The sequence below is a fragment of the Baekduia sp. genome, from assembly GCF_035685985.1.
GTDB lineage: Bacteria > Actinomycetota > Thermoleophilia > Solirubrobacterales > Solirubrobacteraceae > Baekduia.
On sequence record NZ_DASRZV010000024.1, the window covers coordinates 71,536 to 89,075 of the forward strand.

A 17,540-nucleotide genomic window follows, 5' to 3' on the forward strand; every position below is an offset into this window, starting at 1 on the left:
GCCCGGCTTCTTCATCAGCTCTTATGCGGCGGTCGGCGCGCAACGCGGCGGCGGTCGGGCTCGCGGCGCTCGTCGCGCTGCCGGCGATGGCGCACGCCGCGAGCACGGCGAGCGCGGCGACGCCCGCGCGGCCCGCGGCGACCCCGTCGCCGGGCGCCACCGGCCGCCTGCTCGTCACGCTCAAGCCGCCCGCGCCCGGCGCCGCCCACGCCTCGGCGGCCCGGGCGACGCGCGCGGTCGCCGCGCGCGCCGGGGCGACCACCCGGCTGACGATCCCTCGCCTGCGCACCGCGGCGGTCGAGCCGCGCGCGGGGGAGACGCCGGCGGAGCTGGCGCGGCGGCTGCGCGCGGACCCGCGGGTGCTGAACGTGACGGCGGAACGGCGCTTCGCGCTGCGCTACGTCCCGTCCGACCCGGCCTTCACGAGCGCCGAGCGCGGCGAGGCCGGCACCGTCGGCGAGTGGTGGGCGCCCCGCGAGGGCCTGCCCGCCGCGTGGGACATCGCGCGCGGCGACGGCGCGCGCGTGGCGGTCATCGACACCGGCGTCGACGGCACGCACCCGGACCTCGCGGGCAAGGTCGTCGCCTCGGCCGACTTCGACGACACGATCGGCGACGGCCCGCCGACCGTCGACGAGAACGGGCACGGCACGCACGTCGCCTCGCTGGCCTGCGCCGAGCCCGACAACGGCATCGGCCTCGCCGGCGCCGGCCTCGGCTGCGGCCTGCTGATCGCCAAGTCCGACCTCACCGAGGGCAGCGTCGCCCGCGCGCTGGTCTGGGCCGCGGACAACGGCGCCGAGGCCATCAACATGTCGTTCGGCACCGACGGCCGCTTCGCCGCGTCCGACGTCATCGTGCAGGCGTTGCGCTACGCCAACAACAAGGGCGCCGTGCTCGTCGCGGCAGCCGCCGACACCGCCACCGCGCGCACGCCGGTCCTCGAGCAGGGCGACCCGGCCAACGTGCTGCAGCCGACCAACACCGGCAGCGACATCAACCAGAACTTCGGCCTCTCGGTCACGGCGGTCAACGCCCAGGACGCGCGGGCCGTCTTCGCCGGGCGCGGCACCCAGATCTCCATGGCCGCCTACGGCACCTACGGCCCCGGCGGCAACGACGGCCTGCTCGGCGCGTTCCCGACCCAGACCACGCAGCTGGAGCGCGGCGACCGCTCCCGCAAGCTCGCGCCGTGCCGCTGCCGCACGTCGCTGGGCGGCGACAACCGCTACGCCTACCTGCCCGGCACGTCGATGTCGGCCCCGCAGGTCGCGGGCGTCGCGGCGCTGATGCGCCACCTCAACCCGGACCTGCCGCCGGCCGACGTCGTCAAGATCCTCAAGCAGACCGCGCGCCGCCCGTCGGACGTCGCGTGGACGCCCGACGTCGGCTGGGGGATCCTCGACGCCGGCGCCGCGCTGGCCGCCGCGCGCTCGATCGACGCCCATCCGCCGCGCTCGCAGCTGCAGCGCCCGAAGGTCACCGGCCGCTCGATCCTCCTGCGCTGGAAAGGCTCCGACGACGCGGTCGCGGGCGTCGTCGCGTCGGGCATCGACAAGTTCGAGGTCTGGCGCCAAGTGCCGGGCCACGCCGCCCGCAAGATCAAGACGACGCGCGCGCACAGCTATCGCCTGCGCGGGGTGCGCGGGCGCCTGTACCGCTTCTACACGATCGCCATCGACCACGCCGGCAACCGCGAGGCCCCGCCCGCGAAGCCCGACGCCTCGGTGCGCGTGGCGCGACGCTAGCCGTCGTGCCCGGCGACCACCGGCCGCGACGCGCCGTTGGTCGACGGCCGCGCGGGCCCCGTGCGGCGTCGCGCCAGCGCGACCAGCTCCTCCAGCGACGCCTCGATCCCGTCGCCGATGCGGTCGAGGTCGGGCAGCGCGTCGTAGTCGCCCAACAGGCCGAAGTTCATCTGGCCGTTGTAGGACATGATCGCGATCGCCAGCGCGTGGCCCTTGGGCAGGAACGCGATCGGGAAGACGTCCTCCATCTCGCGGCCGCGCACGTAGAGCGGGAACTGCGGCCCCGGCACGTTGGTGACGATCAGGTTGAACAACCTGGTCGAGAAGTTCAGGCGCGAGGCCTGCGCGAGGATCGTCGGCGGGGCGAAGGACTGCACACCGGTCAGCACCTCGGCGCCAACCGCCTGCTTGGACTCCTTGAGGCCGTCCATCGCCGCCTTGACCGCCCGCAGCCGCGCGATCGGGTCCGCGATGTAGACCGGCAGCGGCCCGCGCATCACCGTGATCCGGTTGCCCAGCGCGCCGGTCTCCTCGCGCGTGCGCGTCGAGACCGGGACGAGCGCGCGCAGCTCCAGGCCCTCGGTCCGCACGCCGCGCGAGTGCAGCCAGTCGCGCAGCGCGCCGGTCACCACCGTCAACACCACGTCGTTGACCGTGCCGCCGAACGCGTTCTTGACCTCCTTGAAGTCCGCGAGGTGGTTGCGAACGACGCGGTAGCGCCGGTGCGGCCCGATCTCGACGTTCAGCGGCGTCGCCGCCGCCGGGTTCAGCCCCGCCCACGCGACCTCGCCCAGCCCCTCGGCGGCCTCGGTCAGCGCGCGCCACGACGCCGCCGGGCGCCGCAGCAGCGTCACGCCGGTCGCGACCGCGCCCGCCGCCACGCGCGCGAGCCCGGCCGCGCCGCCCGCGACCAGCTCGGCGCCGGTCGGCTCGGCGTGCGGCTGCCACGGCTCGTCGCTGTGCGGGATCTCCGGCGGCACCGGCGCCAGGTCGAACATGACGGTCGCGAGGTCGACGCCGCTGATGCCGTCGATCAGCGCGTGGTGGGTCTTGGTGATCAGCGCGAAGCCGCCCTCCTGCAGGCCCTCGACGATCCACATCTCCCACAGCGGCTTGGAGCGGTCCAGCTGCTGGGACATGATCCGCGCGACCAGGCGCATCAGCTGGTCCTCGGACCCGGGCGCGGGCAGCGCGGTCTGGCGGACGTGGTACTCGAGGTTGAACGTGGGGTCGTCGACCCACAGCGGCCGGCCGGTCTCCAGCGGCGGCTGGGCGAGCCGCTGGCGGTAGCGCGGCACGAGGTGCAGCCGCGTCCGGATGTGGTCCAGCATCTCCTCGTAGCCGGGCGCGGGCCCGTCGCAGATGACGATCCCGCCGATGTGCATGTGCGACGACGGGCCCTCCTGCGCGAGGAAGCTCGCGTCGACCGCGGTCAGCCGATCCAGGTGCTGCTGTGCCATCCGAACTCCCCCGATGAAGAACGCCGAGCATCGAGCAGACTACTCCGGGAGGACGGTCGATGCAGGCGGTTCGGCGACGCGGCCACCCGGTCCTACGGGTACCGTGCCGGGCGGCATGGCGGACGAGCCCGAAGAACCCGAGGACGCACCCGCGGAGGAGCCCGCGGACGCCGAGCCCGAGGCCGGCGCGTCCCCGTCCGCCGCGCCGCCACCGCCGCCCGACGACGGCGGCGGTCGCCTGTCGGTCAAGGTGCTGGTGATCGCGCTCGTCATCCAGCTCGTGCTGTTCGGCGGGCTGATCGCGCTGGCGATCCACGGCTTCCCGTTCATCGGCGGCGGCGCCGACCGCCCCGACGACGACCCGACGCCGGCGACGTTCCCGGCGGGCCGGGTCCCGAAGACCCACGCCAGCCGCTTCGACGCCAAGGCGGCGATGGCGATCGCCAAGATGCAGGTCGACGCCGGGCAGCGGCCCGCGGGCAGCGCGACGCTGCGCAAGGTCGCCGAGAAGCTGCGCCCGATGCTGCCCGACGGGCACTTCGAGGACGTCCCCGCACAGCCCGGCCTGCGCAACATCGTCGGCGACCTGCCGGGCCCGGGCCCGGTGATCGTCATCGGCGCCCACTACGACTCCGAGAACCACCCGCCGGGCTTCGTCGGCGCCAACGACGCGGCGGCCGCGGTCGGCACGGTCATCGAGGTCGCCCACGCGGTCAAGAAGCTCCAGCGCAGCGCGGTCGCGCCCGGCATCCGCTTCGTGCTCTTCGACGGCGAGGAGGAGCCGCACGCCACCGACGACTTCTACCGCGACGCGCTGCGCGGCTCCAAGGCCTACGTGCAGCTGCACGCCGAGGAGGTCCGGGCGATGATCCTGCTGGACTACATCGGCAACACGGGCGTGCGCCTGCCGCGCGAGGGCAGCTCGACGCGCTCGCTGTGGGACCAGGTGCGCGCGGCGGGCCAGAAGGTCGGCGTGCGCGCGATCTTCCCCGACACGTCCGAGGCCTCGATCTTCGACGACCACACGCCGTTCCTGCGCGCCGGGATCCCGGCCGTCGACCTGATCGACTGGTCCTACAAGGACAAGGACACCGTCCGGGACACCTACGACAAGCTGTCGGAGGACTCCGTGGACGCGGTGGGGGAGACGATCGTGCAGCTGATCGCGGACTGGCCGACGCAGGGCTGAAGGCGCCCGATCCGAGGTCTCTACACTTGGGCCGGATGGCCCACACCGTCGAGAAGCTGCTGCTCGCCGCCCCCCGCGGCTATTGCGCCGGGGTCGACCGCGCCGTGCAGACCGTCGAGCGCGCCCTGGAGCTGTACGGCGCCCCGGTCTACGTGCGCAAGGAGATCGTGCACAACAAGCACGTCGTCGAGCAGCTGCGCGAGCGCGGGGCGATCTTCGTCGACGAGCTCAACGACTCCGTGCCCGAGGGCGCGACGACGGTGTTCTCGGCCCACGGGGTGTCCCCGGCCGTCCACGCGGACGCGGCACAGCGCGGCCTGCAGACGATCGACGCGACCTGCCCGCTGGTGACCAAGGTCCACCGCGAGGCGGTCAAGTTCGCCTCCGAGGGCTACACGATCGTGCTGATCGGCCACGCCGGCCACGAGGAGGTCGAGGGCACGATGGGCGAGGCCCCGGACCACATCGTCCTGGTCGAGACCGAGGCCGACGTCGACGCGCTGGAGGTCGACGATCCCGAGAAGATCGCCTACATCTCGCAGACGACGCTGAGCGTCGACGAGACCCGCGCGATCATCGCCCGGCTGCGCGAGAAGTTCCCGTCGATCACCGGTCCGCGCACCGACGACATCTGCTACGCCACGACCAACCGCCAGGCCGCGGTCAAGCAGATGGCCGCGCACTGCGACCTGCTGCTGGTGATCGGCTCCAAGAACTCGTCGAACTCCAACCGGCTGGTGCAGGTCACGCGCGAGCTGGGCACCGAGGCGCACCTGATCGACGACGTCTCCGAGGTCGACGAGGCGTGGCTGGAGGACAAGCGCGTCGTCGGCATCTCGTCCGGCGCGTCGGCGCCCGAGGAGCTGGTGCAGCGCCTGGTCGACTTCTTCCGGGCGCGCGGGACCGAGCAGGTCGAGGAGTTCCAGGTCGTCCAGGAGGACGTCCGGTTCATGCTCCCCAAGGCCATCCGCCAGGCGATGGCCGCCGCCGGCGCCGCGTAAAACCGCCGCCGAGCAGGGCTCTCTCGCTCAAGTCGGCCTGTCTGGAGGCCGACAACTCGGTGTGGAATGTCCCTCCGCATCCCCTCATCGGGCGCGGCCGCGCATGCCGCGCTGGCCGTCGCCGGGCTCGTCGGCCTGCTGGCCTTCTCCTCCTGGCCCGCCGCCACCGCGTTCCTCGCCTTGGCGCTGACGGTCGCGGTCGCGCGTGCGCGCCGAGCCGAGGCCGAGGCGTCCGAGTGGCGCCGCCGCTCCGAGCACGACCCGCTGACCGGCGTCGGCAACTACCGCAAGCTGCACGAGCGGCTGCACGCGGCGACCGCGCACGACCCCGAGCGCTTCGCGCTGCTGACGCTCGACGTCGACCGCTTCAAGGAGATCAACGAGGCCCACGGGCATCTGGAGGGCGACCGCCTGCTGCAGGAGGTCGGGCGCGTGCTCACCGAGAACGTGCGCGGCACCGACGTCGTGGCCCGCCAGGGCGGCGACGAGTTCTCCGTGCTGATGCCGGGCTCCACCGAGGAGGGCGCCGCGATGCTGGCCGCCCGGATCGAGGATGCGCTGGCGACGATCTCGGCCGCCGACCAGGCGCCGGTGCGCGCGTCGATCGGCGTCGCGATGTACCCGCAGGACGGCGCGACTCCGGACGACCTGCTGGAGAAGGCCGACCTGGAGCTGCGGATCACCAAGGAGCGGCGCAGGGCGGCGTCGGTCCCCGCGTCGTCCGGCGACGATACGGTCGCCGCATGGACGGCGACGCCCTCGCAGGCCTGAGCGAGCACGAGACGCGCAACCGCGCGTGGTGGAACGGCGACGCTCCGCGCTGGGTCGCGGCGGCGGAGCGCAACTGGGCTCTCGACGCGCAGCCGCACTGGGGGATCTGGCACGTGCCGGAGGCCTCGCTGCGCGCGCTGCCGATGGGGCTGGACGGCGTCGACGGGCTCGACGTCGTCGAGCTGGGCTGCGGGACCGCATACTGGTCGGCCTGGCTGGCACGGCGAGGCGGCGCGCCTGCTGCGGTCCGGCGGGTGGCTGGTGTTCCTGACCGGCAGCGTGATGGCGGCGCTGACCGCGCCACCCGTCCTGGCGCCGCCGACCGAGGCGCTGGTGCGGCCGATGGCCGCGATCCGCCGGCTGGAGTGGGAGGACGACCCGTCCGTCGAGTTCCACCTGCCGCACGGGGAGATGTTGTCGCTCTTGGCCGAGCTGGGGTTCGCGGACGTGGGGCTCCGCGAGGTCTACGCGCCGGAGGGCGACGAGGATCCGGACGAGTTCCGGCACTTCGCGACGCGGGGCTGGTCGCGGAAGTGGCTGGTGGAGGAGATCTGGGTGGCGCGGAAGGGGTAGGGGCGCCACCAACCCCCAACCCCTACAACTGCCGCCGCAGCCGCTCCAGCCGCGCGTCCCACTGCGCGCCCGCCTCGGCCATCCAGGCCATGGCGCCCGCCATCGGCTCGGGCGTCAGCCGGTAGCGCGTCTCGCGCCCCGAGACCTCGGCGCTGGCCAGCCCCGCGTCGCGGAGCTGCGCGAGGTGCTTGGCGATGGCCTGCCGCGACACCGGCAGCTCGCCGGCCAGCGAGGACGCGGTCATGCCCGGGTGGCGGGAGAGCAGCTCGATGACCTGCCGGCGCGTGGGGTCGGCGAGGGCGGCGAAGACGGGTCCGGGGTCGGTCTGCGGCATCAGGCGGCCAGCGCGGCCATCCGCGGCCCGCGCGCGGCGGAGGAGGCGGCGCGCAGCGTCGCCAGCGACGCGACCCGCAGCGTCACCAGCGGCAGCTCGACCACGACCATGCGGGTGCGCGGCCCGGCGGCGGCGTCGGCGTCGGCGTCGTCCTCCACGTCGTCCAGCGTCAGCTCGACCAGCGACGGCTCGCCATCGTCGGCGCACCAGGACAGCGCGACGCGGCGGCCGTCCTCGACCTCCTCGATCTCCACGCGGCGCTCCACGCCGTCCTCGACGACGGTTCCGGACGCGCCGGGCGCCACGTCGTCCAGCGCGACCTCGTCGGCCAGCCAGGACGCCAGGCCCTCGGGCGACGCGATCCGCGCCCAGACCTCGTCGCGCGGGGCGTCCAGCACGGTCTCGCGCCGGACGGCGCCGATCTCTTCGTGCAACTCCATGGTTGCGCATGCTAGCGTGCTCGCCAACGCGCAACCAAACGGTTGCGAGAAAGGAGCCTCTCGGAAATGCCCCTCGTCCCCATGGTCGTCGAGCAGTCGCCCCGCGGCGAGCGCTCGTTCGACATCTACTCCCGCCTCCTCAACGACCGCGTCGTCTTCCTCGGCAGCGTGATCGACGCGGAGATCGCCAACCTCGTCGTCGCCCAGCTCCTCCATCTGGAGGCCGACGACCCCGACAAGGACATCAACCTGTACGTCAACTCCCCGGGCGGCGACGCCTACGCGGCGCTGGCGATGTACGACGCGATGCAGTTCGTCGCCTGCGACGTCGCCACGATCTGCTGCGGCATCGCGATGTCCGGCGGCTCGCTCGTCCTCGCGGGCGGGGCGGCGGGCAAGCGCTTCGCGCTCCCCAACGCGCGGATCCTCATCCACCAGCCGCACGGCTCCTACCAGGGCCAGTCGACCGACATGGAGATCCACGCGCGCGAGGCGATCGCCCTGCGCACGCGCTACGAGGAGATCTACGCCCACCACACCGGCCAGGACCAGGCGCGGATCAAGGCCGACATCGAGCGCGACCGGTACTTCACCGCGCCCGACGCGGTCGGCTACGGCCTGATCGACCGCGTGATCACCAACCGCCACGAGCAGGCGCTGGCGCGCAAGGCGGCCGGGCTGGCGTAGGCGGACGCCGCGAGACGGCTAGCGTGCGAGCCCGATGCGCACGCTCGTCGTCTCCGATCTGCACCTCGGCGGCCGCACGGGCGTCGACGTCCTGCGCCACCCCGAGGCGCGGGAGCCGCTGCTGGCCGAGCTGGCCAACACCGGCCGGCTCGTGCTGCTCGGCGACACGCTGGAGCTGCGCCACGGGCCGGCCAAGGAGTCCCTGGCCAAGGCGCGGCCCGCGCTGGAGGCGATCGGCGCCGCGCTGCCCGCCGGCGCCGAGGTGCTGATCGTCCCCGGCAACCACGACCACGCGCTCGCCGCGCCGTGGCTGGACTCCCGCGCGGGGCGGCCGCTGGGCCTCGAGACGCGCGTCAAGCCGCAGACCGCGTCGGCGTTGGCGCGCCAGGTCGCCACGTGGCTGGGCGATCACGTCGGAGCCGAGGTCGCCTATCCGGGCGTCCACCTGCGCGACGACGTCTACGCGACCCATGGTCACTACCTCGATCCGCACGGCACCGTGCCCACGTTCGAGCGGCTGGCCGCCGGCGTGATGTCGCGGATCGCGGGCTCGGTCCCCGACGACGCCACCACCGAGGACTACGAGCGCGTCCTGGCACCGCTCTACGCCTGGATCAACTCCGCGGCCCAGCGCGCCACGTCCGACGGCCTCGGCGCCGGCGCCGGGCGCGCCGGCAAGGCCTACGAGCTGCTGCAGGGCGACGGCCACCGCCCGGTCCGCCGCCGCCTGCTGACCGCCGCCTTCCCGCTCGGGATCCGCGGCGTCAACCTGCTCGGCGTCGGCCCGGTCTCCGCCGACCTCTCGGCGGCGGCGCTGCGTCGCAACGCGCTGGAGGCCATGACCGAGGTCATCGGCCGCCTCGACATCGCCGCCGAGCACGTGATCTTCGGCCACAGCCACCGTCCCGGACCGCTGCCCGGCGACGAGCTCGACGAGTGGCGCACGCCGGACGGAGCGCAGCAGCTGCACAACAGCGGCTCGTGGGTCCACGAGCCCGCGTTCACCGGCGCGGCGGGCGCCGCCAGCCCCTACTTCCCGGGCACGGCGATCGCCGTCGGCGACGACGGCCCGCCCGAGCTGCTGCGGCTGCTCACGACGGTGCCAGACCCGGCGTGAAGCACGTGGCGTGGCAGATCACGCCGTCGCCCACCGTCAGCTCCAGCACGCCCGCCTCGTGGCGGGGGTGGTCGATCAGCCGATGGGCGCCGGTGTACTCCACCGCGCGCTCGTCGCCGTTGACCGTGACGGTCGCCGAGCCCTCGCCGGTCAGCTCCAGGACCGCCCACACCGCGCCGGCCTCGTAGGGGCCCTCGTAGGCGCCCGCGACGTCCTGGGACGGCACGACGACCAGCGCCTCCGGATCGTCCTCGGGATGCCGGTAGGCCACCGGGTCCTGGCCCTCGATCCCGAGCAGCTCCTGGATCGCCGCCTCGGTCTCGTGGTAGCCGCCCTCGCCGAAGTGCACCTCGAAGAGCCGCAGGTCCTGGTTGAACAGGTACCGCGCCGGCCAGCCCTCGTTGTCGTAGATCTGCCACAGCTGCAGGTCGGTGTCCAGCAGCACGGGATGCTCGATCCCCAGGCGCTGGACGGCCGCGGCGACGACCTCGGGGTCCTTGCCCGGCGCGAACCCCGGCGCGTGCACCGAGATGACGCGCAGCCCGGCCTCGGCGTAGCGCTCGTGCCAGGCCTGCAGGTAGGGCAGCGTGCGTAGCGACGCCGGGCGGCAGAAGTCCCAGAACTCCAGGAGGACCGGGCGTCCCTTCTGCTGGTCCATGCGCAGCGTCGCGACGTTGAGCCACTTCAGGCTCGCGGGGAACATCGGGGCGGCGATGGTGTCGGTCGGGACGCGCACGAGGCGGGCGACGGTAGCAGTGCGGCAACGCCCAGCGCGGAGAGACTTCACACATCCACCGCAACTCTTGTGCTGCTGATGTTCTGGATAAGCTGCGCACCCGTCCCGCGAATCTCCGGAGGAGAAGCTTTGCGCAAGGTCTCAATCGTGGTGGCTGCCGCTGCCGCGCTTTTGTGCTTCGCTGCCGTCGCCCTGGCGCAGACGAACACCTACACCGTCTCTGGCAAGATCGCCAGCGGCGGCTCCAAGAAGAAGCCCAAGCCCGTGGGCGTGGACTTCGGCTACACGGTCGGCACCGAGGAGGGCACGCTCGCCTCCCCGGTCAAGACCTACAAGATCCATCTCGATGGCGTCAAGGGCGACGCGAACTTCGTGGCGAAGAAGTGCCCGGCCTCGAAGCTGAACGCCATGACCACGCCGGACCCGTCGAGCTGCCCCTCGGCCTCCAAGGTCGGCAGCGGCTCGGTCGAGGCGCTGGTGGGCACCGCGGGCCAGCCGGTCACGGATCAGACGATCAAGTGCCACCTGGACCTGACGATCTACGCGGGCACCAAGAACAGCCTCACGCTGTTCCTCAAGGGCCGGACGCCGACCTGCATCACCAACGTCGACCAGGCGATCGACGCCAAGCTGACGACGGACAGCAAGGGCGGCAACCTGACCTTCACGGTGCCGGACGCGCTCCTGCACCAGGTCGGCCTCGACATCTCGGTGACCAAGGTCACGTCGAAGATCAAGAAGCTCGGCAAGGGCACGAAGGGCCTCTTCGTCTCGACGGGCTGCAAGGGGAAGCGCAACGTCGAGGTCACGTTCACGTCCGAGAGCGGCCAGACGGCCAAGCAGAGCGCCTCGGCCGGCAAGTGCTGATCGTCCCCTAGGACGACCATCACCGCAGTTTCCGCGCGAGGGGCGGGCCACACGGCCCGCCCCTCGTCGTTCCGGGGCACGGCGGGTCCTTGCCTTGCCGCGACCGCGAGGACTACGCCGAAAGGACTAAACGCATCTCCTAAGGACACGGTCGTCGGTGGCGGGGAAGGTACGCGCGTCCCGAAGTTCCCTGCAGGAGGAGAAGGAAGCGTGCGCATCACCCGCGTCGTCGCCGCGGCGGCCACCATCGCCGTCGCGGCGTCGGCCGTCGCCGTGGCCCAGACCACCACGACGGAGTTCAAGGTCGGCGGCTCGGTGACCGTGACGGGCGGCACCAAGGCCAAGCCCAAGCCGGGCGGCCTGTCGTTCCGGTTCGACGTGTCGGACCCCTCCGGCAACCAGACCCCGCCCGTCCAGACCTACGCCATCATGTACGAGGGCGGGCGCCTGAACACCGGCCTGCTGCCGGCGTGCAAGGCCGACAAGCTCAACGCGATGACGACGCCCAACCCGTCGGCCTGCCCGTCGGGGTCCAAGATCGGCGCGGGCAAGCTGACCGCGCTGATCGGGTCGGCCGGCCAGCCGACCTCGACCGCGTCGCCCTGCCAGGCGTCGCTGGCGCTCTACGCGTCGGGCAAGGGCCACGCGATGCTGTTCGTGAGCTCCAAGCTCGGGGAGTGCCCGGTGGCGCTCTCGCAGGCCATCGACATGCAGTACGTGACCAAGGGCGAGTACGCCGGGCTGAAGTTCACGGTGCCCGAGCTGCTGCGCCATCAGGTCGGCCTCGACATCACGGTCACCCACGCCGAGGTGTCGCTGAGCAAGATCGTCAAGACGGTCAAGGGCAAGAAGGTCGGGTACATCGAGTCGACGGGCTGCAAGGACGGGCAGCGCGACATGACCGTGACCTTCACCGACGAGACGGGGGCGGCGTTCCCGGCCCAGGCGAATCTCGGCAAGTGCTGATCTGACGATCCGGCCCGTCCGCGACGGGCCGGGCCGTTGTCTCGTAGGTTGTCGGGCATGCTTGTACGCGCCCGCGCCGCGCATCTCGCCGAGGTCGACCCGTCGTGACCCCCAAGCGCCGGCGGGCGCTGTCCGCGCTCTGCGCCGTCGGGCTGGCGCTCTCCGCCCCGGCGACCGCGTCCGCGCACGGGCTGGTCGGCAAGCAGGACCTCCCGATCCCGCGCTGGCTGTTCGCGTGGGCGGCGGCGGTGGTGCTCGTCGCGTCGTTCGTCGGCCTGGCCGTCCTGTGGGCGACGCCGCGGCTGCAGGAGGTCGCCGAGCGCCGGCGGCTGGACGTGCCGCGCGTCCTGGAGGTGCTCTCCGGCACGGTCGGCGTCGCGTTCTTCGCGTACTGCATCTACGCCGGCTTCGCGGGCACGCAGGCGGCGACGGCCAACCTCCTGCCGACGGTCATCTTCGTCTTCTTCTGGGTCGTCGTCCCGTTCGCCGGCGTCGTGTTCGGCGACGTCTTCCGGGCGGTCAACCCGTGGCTGGCGATCGGCAAGGCGACCGGCTGGCTGGTCAAGCGCACCGGCGCGGCGGGCGCCGACGGCGCCGAGCCGCTGGCCTACCCGACGTGGCTGGGGCGCTGGCCGGCGGCGATCGGGATCCTGATCTTCGCCTGGGTCGAGCTGGTCTACGCCGACCGCGACGACCCGTCGCAGCTGGCGACGATGGCGCTGGCCTACACGGCGGTCCAGCTGATCGGCATGAGCCTCTACGGCGTGGCGCAGTGGTCGACGCGCGGCGACGCGTTCGGCGTCTACTTCGGCCTGTTCGCGCGGATCTCGCCGCTGCACTGGCGCGATCGCGCGCTGTTCACGCGGCCGCTGCTGGGCGGCGCGCCGCGGCTGACGCCGGTCCCCGGGACCGTCGCGCTGTTGTGCATCATGATCGGGACGACGTCGTTCGACGGCTTCTCGCAGGGCAAGACGTGGAGCTCGATCGTGCCGCACCTGCAGGACTTCTTCGGCAGCCTCGGCTTCAACGCCGAGCACGCGCTGGAGTGGGCGGGGACCGTCGGCATCGTGGTGATGTGCTGCTTCATCGGGCTGCTGTACCGGCTCGGCGTCATGGGCATGCACACGGTCGGGCGGCGGCTGAGCACGCGCGCGCTGAGCGGCGCGTTCGTCCACACGCTGATCCCGATCGCCTTCGCCTACGTGCTGGCGCACTACTTCTCGCTGGTCGCCTACAACGGGCAGTCGATCCTGCCGCTGCTCTCGGATCCGCTGGGCAACGGCAAGGACTACTTCGGCTGGTCGGACGTGACGATCAACTACACCTGGATCAGCGCGACCGGCATCTGGTACGTCCAGGTCGGCGCGCTGGTGCTCGGGCACGTCGCGGGCCTGGCGCTCGCGCACGACCGCGCGCTGGCGCTGTTCGAGCGGGCGCGCGACGCGACCCGGTCCCAGTACTGGATGCTTGCGGTCATGGTCGCGTTCACGAGCCTGGGCCTCTGGCTCCTGTCGGCGGCGGCGCAGCAGTGATCGCCTCCGCGCTCATCGTCGCCCACGCCGGGCACTGGCTGGCCGGGCTGCTCTACCTGGCGCCGGTGCTGATCGTCGTCGGCGCGCTGGTCTTCCAGTCCTGGAAGGACCGGCGCCTGGGCGAGGACGAGGACGGGCCCGAGCCCGACGGTGACACGCATCGCGCATCGACGTGAGCCGCGCCCGGCCCGGCGGGTAGGACGCGACCGGGATGACGGTGAGGCAGCTCCACAACCTGCTTCGAGGGCTCGACGACACGCGCGAGGTGATCGTCGGCCGCCGCGGGCGCCACGGCAACGTGCTCAAGGAGATCTGGCGGGCCGCGCAGGACGAGGCCGACCACGCCTACGCGGGGTGGTGCGAGCTGCGGTCGCGCGACGCGTACCTGACGTATCGCGCCGCGGCCGACCGCGCCGACGCGGCGCTGGACGCGCTGGTCGGCGGATAGGCCGCCGCGCCGCGCCGCGCTACGACGGCGACCCGGCCGCCGGCGGCGTCCGCGTCGCCGCCTTCTCGGCCTCGAGGATGCGCAGGTCGTGCGCGAGGCCCTCGGGCCGCAGCTTCTCGGTGGGCCAGCCGACGCGCTGGACGCCCTTGGCGTCGACGAGCACGACGTAGGCGGAGTGGTCGAAGGCCTTGCCCTGGGGCTGGACGCCGTAGGCCTTCCAGATCGGCGCCAGCTGGGCGCGGTCGCCGAGCAGGAAGCGCATGCGGCCGGTGAGGCTCTGCTGGTTGACGAAGCGCTTGGCGTTCAGCGGCGTGTCGTTGGCCGGGTCGACCGAGATCGCCAGCGTCGGGACGTCCTGGCCGAGCTGGTCCAGCGCGCCGCGGATCTGCTGGGCCGTGAGCGGGCAGGTGTCCCGGCACGTCGAGTACATGAACGTGAGGATCACCGGCTCGCCGCGGTACTGGTCGAGCGTGGCGACCTTGCCGTTCTGGTCCTTGAGCGAGAACTTGATCGGCGGGATGCCCGGGGGACGCAGGGCGCCCTCGAAGCCGGGGCCCGCGGACTTCGAGCCGCCGGCGAAGAGGACGACGGCCAGCGCGGCGAGCAGCACGAGCGTCGCGACCAGCATCAGCGTGAGCCGGACGCGGGGCGAGAGCCCCGGCGAGCCGGCCGGTGCGGTGCTGGCCTCGACGGCGGGCACGCTCAGGCGGCGTCGTCGCCCGTCGTCGGCTCGGCGTTGGCGTCGCCCTCGGCCGGAGCCGGAGCCTCGGCCTCTTCGGGCTGCGCCGTCGTGGCGGGCGTCACCGGCGCCTCGGGCTCGGCCGCGGGCGTCGTGGCCTCCGGCGCCTCGGCGGCCTGCGGAGCCTCGGCCTGCGGGGCCTCGGCGGCCTGCGGCGCCGTCGCGGTCTCCGCCTCGGCGGGCTCCGGGTCCTGCCCGGCGAAGAGGGCGGCGATCTCGTCCAGGCCCTGGATCTTCGCGCCGCCGAAGCCGCCGCCGAACGAGGTCTGCTGACGGGACGACTTCGCGTCCTCGCGACGCTTGCGGCGCTGCTCGTCGCGGCGCTTGTCCTCCTCGTCGCGGGCGCGGCGCTGGGCCTGGCGGGACTCGCGCTCCAGGAGGTCGCGCTTGGGCAGGATGATCTGCGCGGCCTTCTCGGGCTCCAGCGACGCGATCAGCTCGGCGGCCATCGCCTGGCCGAGCGCCTGGGCGACCTCGCCGGACGGGTGCGCGTTCTTCTTCATCCGGCGCGCGGTGTGCGACGCGCGGGCCAGCTGCTTGGCGGCGTGCTGGGAGACCGGGCGGCGGGCGCCCTTCTTGAACCCGCGGACGTTCTCGGTGACCTCGTCGCGCAGCTTCTCCGGGAAGCCGCGGAACAGCTCCTTGAGCTGGTTGACGTCGAGGTCGTCCTTGGTCGCCGCGACGGCCGCGCGCAGCTCGGGCCACGGCAGCGGCTCGCGCTTGGGCTTCTCCTGCAGGCGCTTCTTGACGACCGGAAGCTTCTTCTCCTCGGCACGGCCGACGATCTTGGGGCCGACGGGCTCGTCGGACGCGGGCGCGCCCTCGCCCTCGGACGCGGCGGGCGCCTCGCCCTCGGCCTGCGCCGGCGCCTCGGCCTGCGCGGCCTCCTCGGAGGGGGCGGGCGCGTCCTGCGCGGGCGGCTGCGCGCCCGCGGGATCGGCCTCGGCCGGCGCGGCGGCGCCGTTGGTGGCGCCGACCGGCGTCTCCTCGGCGGGCGCCTCGCCCGTCGGCGTGGGGGCGTCCTCCGACGTGGCGGCGGGCGCCTCCGTCGGGGTCTGCTCCTGCTGCGGCTCCGGCGCGGACTCTGCCGCGACGGCGCCCTCGGGATGCTCCTGCTGCTCGCTCACCACCCCCAAGGATGCCCCATCGCACAAGAGGACGTCGGCAGGATGCTTTGCGCGGACCTCAGGGCAGCCGGGACGGGCTCCGCGGCGGGGCGGTTCAGGGTTCGATCAGCCCGCGGCGGATCGCGTAGCGGACCAGCTCCACGCGGTCGCGCATGCCGAGCTTGCGCAGCAGGTTGCCGCGATGCGACTCCACCGTCTTCTCGCTGAGGTGCAGGATCTCGCCGATCTCGCGGTTGGTGTGCGCCTCGGCGATCAGCTTCAGCACCTCCTGCTCGCGCGGGGTCAGCGGCTCGACCGGCCCGGCCGAGTCGTCGGCCATCCACTCGCGCACCAGCGCGCGCTGGGCGGCGTTGGTCAGGAACGGCTCGTTGCGCACCACGGCCCGGACCGCGTCCACCAGGAACTGGTCGGCCTCCTTCTTGAGCACGTAGCCGCCCGCGCCGGCCTTCAGCGCCTCGAAGAGGTAGCGGTCGTCGTCGTGCATCGAGAGCATCAGCACCGCGGTGTCGGGCGACTGCTGCTTGATCTCGCGCGCGGCCTGCAGGCCGGTCAGCTTGGGCATCGAGACGTCGAGGATGCAGACGTCGGGCCGCTCGGCCAGCGCGCGCTCGACCGCCTCGGCGCCGTCTCCGGCCTCGGCGACGACCTCCATGTCGGCCTGGCGCTCCAGCAGCAGCCGCAGCCCGCCCCGGACGACGCCGTGGTCGTCGGCGATCAACAGCCTCACGCCGCGGCCTCCGAGGAGACCCACAGGTCGCGGTCCAGGCGCAGCTCGACGGCGGTCCCGCGGCCCGGCGCCGAGGCGACCCGCACGCGCCCGCGCGCCAGGCGCGCGCGCTCGCGCATGCCGACCAGGCCGATCCCGTCGGTCTCCGCGCCGGGCGAGAAGCCGACGCCGTCGTCGACGACGCGCACGACCGGGCGGCCGTGGTCGCGGCCGACCTCGACGACCACGCTCGACGCGCTCGCGTGGCGCGTGACGTTCGAGAGCGACTCCTGCACGACGCGGTAGACGACGGTCTGCTCGTGGTCGGCGAGGTCGCTCAGCGGGTCGTAGCAGCGCAGCGCGGCCGGGACGCCCGTGGCGTCGGAGAAGCGCTCCAGCTGCGTGCGCAGCGCGGCCTCCAGCCCGTGGTCGTCCAGCGCGGCGGGGCGCAGCTCGCGCGCCAGGCGCAGCAGCTCGTCCATCGCGGCGATCGCCACCGTCTTGGTCTCGCGCAGGTCGGCCTTCAGCTCCGGTGGCGCGTCGTGGACGTGGGCCTCCAGCCTCAGCAGGACCGCGGTCAGCGCCTGGTTGCACTCGTCGTGCAGGTCGCGCGCCACGCGCGCCCGCTCGGCCTCCTGGCCCTGCAGCACCGCGGTCGCGGTGCGCGAGCGCTCGTCCTCCAGGCGCCCGAGCATGCGGTTGAACGCCTGCACGAGCCGGATCACGTCCTCGGAGTCGGCCTCCGGGACGTCGGCGCGCACGCCGGGGGAGGCGAGGTCGATGCGCTCCATGACGTCGATCAGCTTCTCCAGCGGCGCGAAGCGGCGCCGCAGCACGAAGCCGTTGACGAGCACGGCGCCGAGGATGCCCGCGACCAGCACGAGCGCCTGGCGGCGGCCGAGGACGTCGTCCCAGGACAGGCGCGCGGCCGCGATCGCCGCCGCGCCGGTGGCGACGATGAGCAGGGCGTTGATCGCGAGGATCTGGGTGGCGAGCGTCGGCTTGCGCATCTTGGGGTCTAGACCCCATATCGGCCGCCGGCGCCCAAACCGATACAGGTGGTGCAGCAAGTCCCGATCGGAAGCCCTCGGCCTCCGGT

Annotated in this window: 20 protein-coding genes; 12 read left to right on the forward strand and 8 right to left on the reverse strand. The window is 73.3% G+C overall.

All coding sequences use genetic code 11. From position 1 onward, the window contains the following. Positions 1-23: 23 nt before the first annotated feature. Positions 24-1,748, forward strand: coding sequence for a S8 family peptidase (locus tag VFG42_RS12730; protein WP_324908948.1), 1,725 nt, complete (start codon positions 24-26; stop codon positions 1,746-1,748). Here the strand turns inward: VFG42_RS12730 and VFG42_RS12735 are convergent. After that, a complete protein-coding gene (locus VFG42_RS12735) occupies positions 1,745-3,208 on the reverse strand; it encodes a wax ester/triacylglycerol synthase family O-acyltransferase (protein ID WP_324908949.1) in 1,464 nt (487 codons plus the stop codon). The genes VFG42_RS12730 and VFG42_RS12735 overlap by 4 nt on opposite strands. Positions 3,209-3,323: 115 nt before the next feature. Here VFG42_RS12735 and VFG42_RS12740 point away from each other — a divergent pair, with 115 nt between their 5' ends. From VFG42_RS12740 to VFG42_RS12755, 4 genes are all read left to right on the forward strand, one after another. Next, a complete protein-coding gene (locus VFG42_RS12740) occupies positions 3,324-4,397 on the forward strand; it encodes a M28 family metallopeptidase (RefSeq protein WP_324908951.1) in 1,074 nt (357 codons plus the stop codon). Between the two features lie 35 nt (positions 4,398-4,432). Beyond that, entirely contained in the window at positions 4,433-5,398 is a 966-nt protein-coding gene (locus VFG42_RS12745) for a 4-hydroxy-3-methylbut-2-enyl diphosphate reductase (protein ID WP_324908953.1), read from the forward strand. A 66-nt stretch (positions 5,399-5,464) separates the two neighbouring features. Further along, complete coding sequence (locus VFG42_RS12750; RefSeq protein WP_324908955.1) at positions 5,465-6,169, forward strand: GGDEF domain-containing protein; 705 nt, start codon at positions 5,465-5,467, stop codon at positions 6,167-6,169. A 261-nt stretch (positions 6,170-6,430) separates the two neighbouring features. After that, positions 6,431-6,742 (forward strand): hypothetical protein, encoded by a 312-nt coding sequence (locus VFG42_RS12755; RefSeq protein ID WP_324908957.1) that lies wholly within the window; start codon positions 6,431-6,433, stop codon positions 6,740-6,742. A 22-nt stretch (positions 6,743-6,764) separates the two neighbouring features. On the opposite strand, the gene VFG42_RS12760 is transcribed toward VFG42_RS12755, so the two are convergent. Together VFG42_RS12760 and VFG42_RS12765 are read right to left on the reverse strand one after the other, a co-directional pair. After that, complete coding sequence (locus VFG42_RS12760) at positions 6,765-7,076, reverse strand: metalloregulator ArsR/SmtB family transcription factor (protein ID WP_324908959.1); 312 nt, start codon at positions 7,074-7,076, stop codon at positions 6,765-6,767. Continuing rightward, positions 7,076-7,516 (reverse strand): SRPBCC domain-containing protein, encoded by a 441-nt coding sequence (locus VFG42_RS12765; protein WP_324908961.1) that lies wholly within the window; start codon positions 7,514-7,516, stop codon positions 7,076-7,078. Before VFG42_RS12765 ends, VFG42_RS12760 begins: the two co-directional genes overlap by 1 nt. A gap of 66 nt (positions 7,517-7,582) precedes the next feature. On the opposite strand from VFG42_RS12765, the gene VFG42_RS12770 reads away from it, so the two are divergent. Both VFG42_RS12770 and VFG42_RS12775 read left to right on the forward strand, forming a co-directional pair. Then, positions 7,583-8,203, forward strand: coding sequence for an ATP-dependent Clp protease proteolytic subunit (locus tag VFG42_RS12770; protein ID WP_324908963.1), 621 nt, complete (start codon positions 7,583-7,585; stop codon positions 8,201-8,203). 34 nt (positions 8,204-8,237) lie between these two features. Beyond that, a complete protein-coding gene (locus VFG42_RS12775; protein ID WP_324908965.1) occupies positions 8,238-9,320 on the forward strand; it encodes a hypothetical protein in 1,083 nt (360 codons plus the stop codon). On the opposite strand, the gene VFG42_RS12780 is transcribed toward VFG42_RS12775, so the two are convergent. Beyond that, positions 9,295-10,056: a redoxin domain-containing protein gene (locus VFG42_RS12780; protein WP_324908967.1), complete on the reverse strand. Its 762-nt coding sequence runs from the start codon at positions 10,054-10,056 to the stop codon at positions 9,295-9,297. The two genes, VFG42_RS12775 and VFG42_RS12780, sit on opposite strands and share 26 nt — an antisense overlap. Before the next feature lie 171 nt (positions 10,057-10,227). Here VFG42_RS12780 and VFG42_RS12785 point away from each other — a divergent pair, with 171 nt between their 5' ends. The 5 genes from VFG42_RS12785 to VFG42_RS12805 all read left to right on the forward strand — a co-directional run bounded on the left by VFG42_RS12785 (position 10,228) and on the right by VFG42_RS12805 (position 13,869). Next, positions 10,228-10,923, forward strand: a complete 696-nt coding sequence (locus tag VFG42_RS12785; protein WP_324908969.1) for a hypothetical protein — start codon at positions 10,228-10,230, stop codon at positions 10,921-10,923. A gap of 210 nt (positions 10,924-11,133) precedes the next feature. Continuing rightward, positions 11,134-11,889: a hypothetical protein gene (locus VFG42_RS12790; protein ID WP_324908971.1), complete on the forward strand. Its 756-nt coding sequence runs from the start codon at positions 11,134-11,136 to the stop codon at positions 11,887-11,889. A gap of 104 nt (positions 11,890-11,993) precedes the next feature. Further along, the gene (locus VFG42_RS12795) at positions 11,994-13,421 is read left to right on the forward strand and encodes a fenitrothion hydrolase (RefSeq protein ID WP_324908973.1); all 1,428 of its coding nucleotides are present in this window, start codon (positions 11,994-11,996) and stop codon (positions 13,419-13,421) included. Then, positions 13,418-13,597 carry a hypothetical protein gene (locus tag VFG42_RS12800; protein ID WP_324908975.1) on the forward strand — a complete coding sequence of 60 codons (180 nt, stop codon included), beginning with the start codon at positions 13,418-13,420 and terminating at the stop codon, positions 13,595-13,597. The genes VFG42_RS12795 and VFG42_RS12800 overlap by 4 nt, the downstream gene beginning before the upstream one ends. A 41-nt stretch (positions 13,598-13,638) precedes the next feature. After that, complete coding sequence (locus VFG42_RS12805; RefSeq protein WP_324908977.1) at positions 13,639-13,869, forward strand: hypothetical protein; 231 nt, start codon at positions 13,639-13,641, stop codon at positions 13,867-13,869. 19 nt (positions 13,870-13,888) lie between these two features. On the opposite strand, the gene VFG42_RS12810 is transcribed toward VFG42_RS12805, so the two are convergent. From VFG42_RS12810 to VFG42_RS12825, 4 genes are all read right to left on the reverse strand, one after another. Next, positions 13,889-14,569, reverse strand: coding sequence for an SCO family protein (locus VFG42_RS12810; protein WP_324908979.1), 681 nt, complete (start codon positions 14,567-14,569; stop codon positions 13,889-13,891). Positions 14,570-14,571: 2 nt separating this feature from the next. Further along, positions 14,572-15,735 (reverse strand): hypothetical protein, encoded by a 1,164-nt coding sequence (locus VFG42_RS12815; protein ID WP_324908981.1) that lies wholly within the window; start codon positions 15,733-15,735, stop codon positions 14,572-14,574. 94 nt (positions 15,736-15,829) lie between these two features. Then, on the reverse strand, positions 15,830-16,462 hold the full coding sequence (locus tag VFG42_RS12820) for a response regulator transcription factor (RefSeq protein ID WP_324908983.1): 633 nt from the start codon (positions 16,460-16,462) through the stop codon (positions 15,830-15,832). After that, positions 16,459-17,451: a sensor histidine kinase gene (locus tag VFG42_RS12825; RefSeq protein WP_324908985.1), complete on the reverse strand. Its 993-nt coding sequence runs from the start codon at positions 17,449-17,451 to the stop codon at positions 16,459-16,461. Before VFG42_RS12825 ends, VFG42_RS12820 begins: the two co-directional genes overlap by 4 nt. Positions 17,452-17,540: the final 89 nt, after the last annotated feature.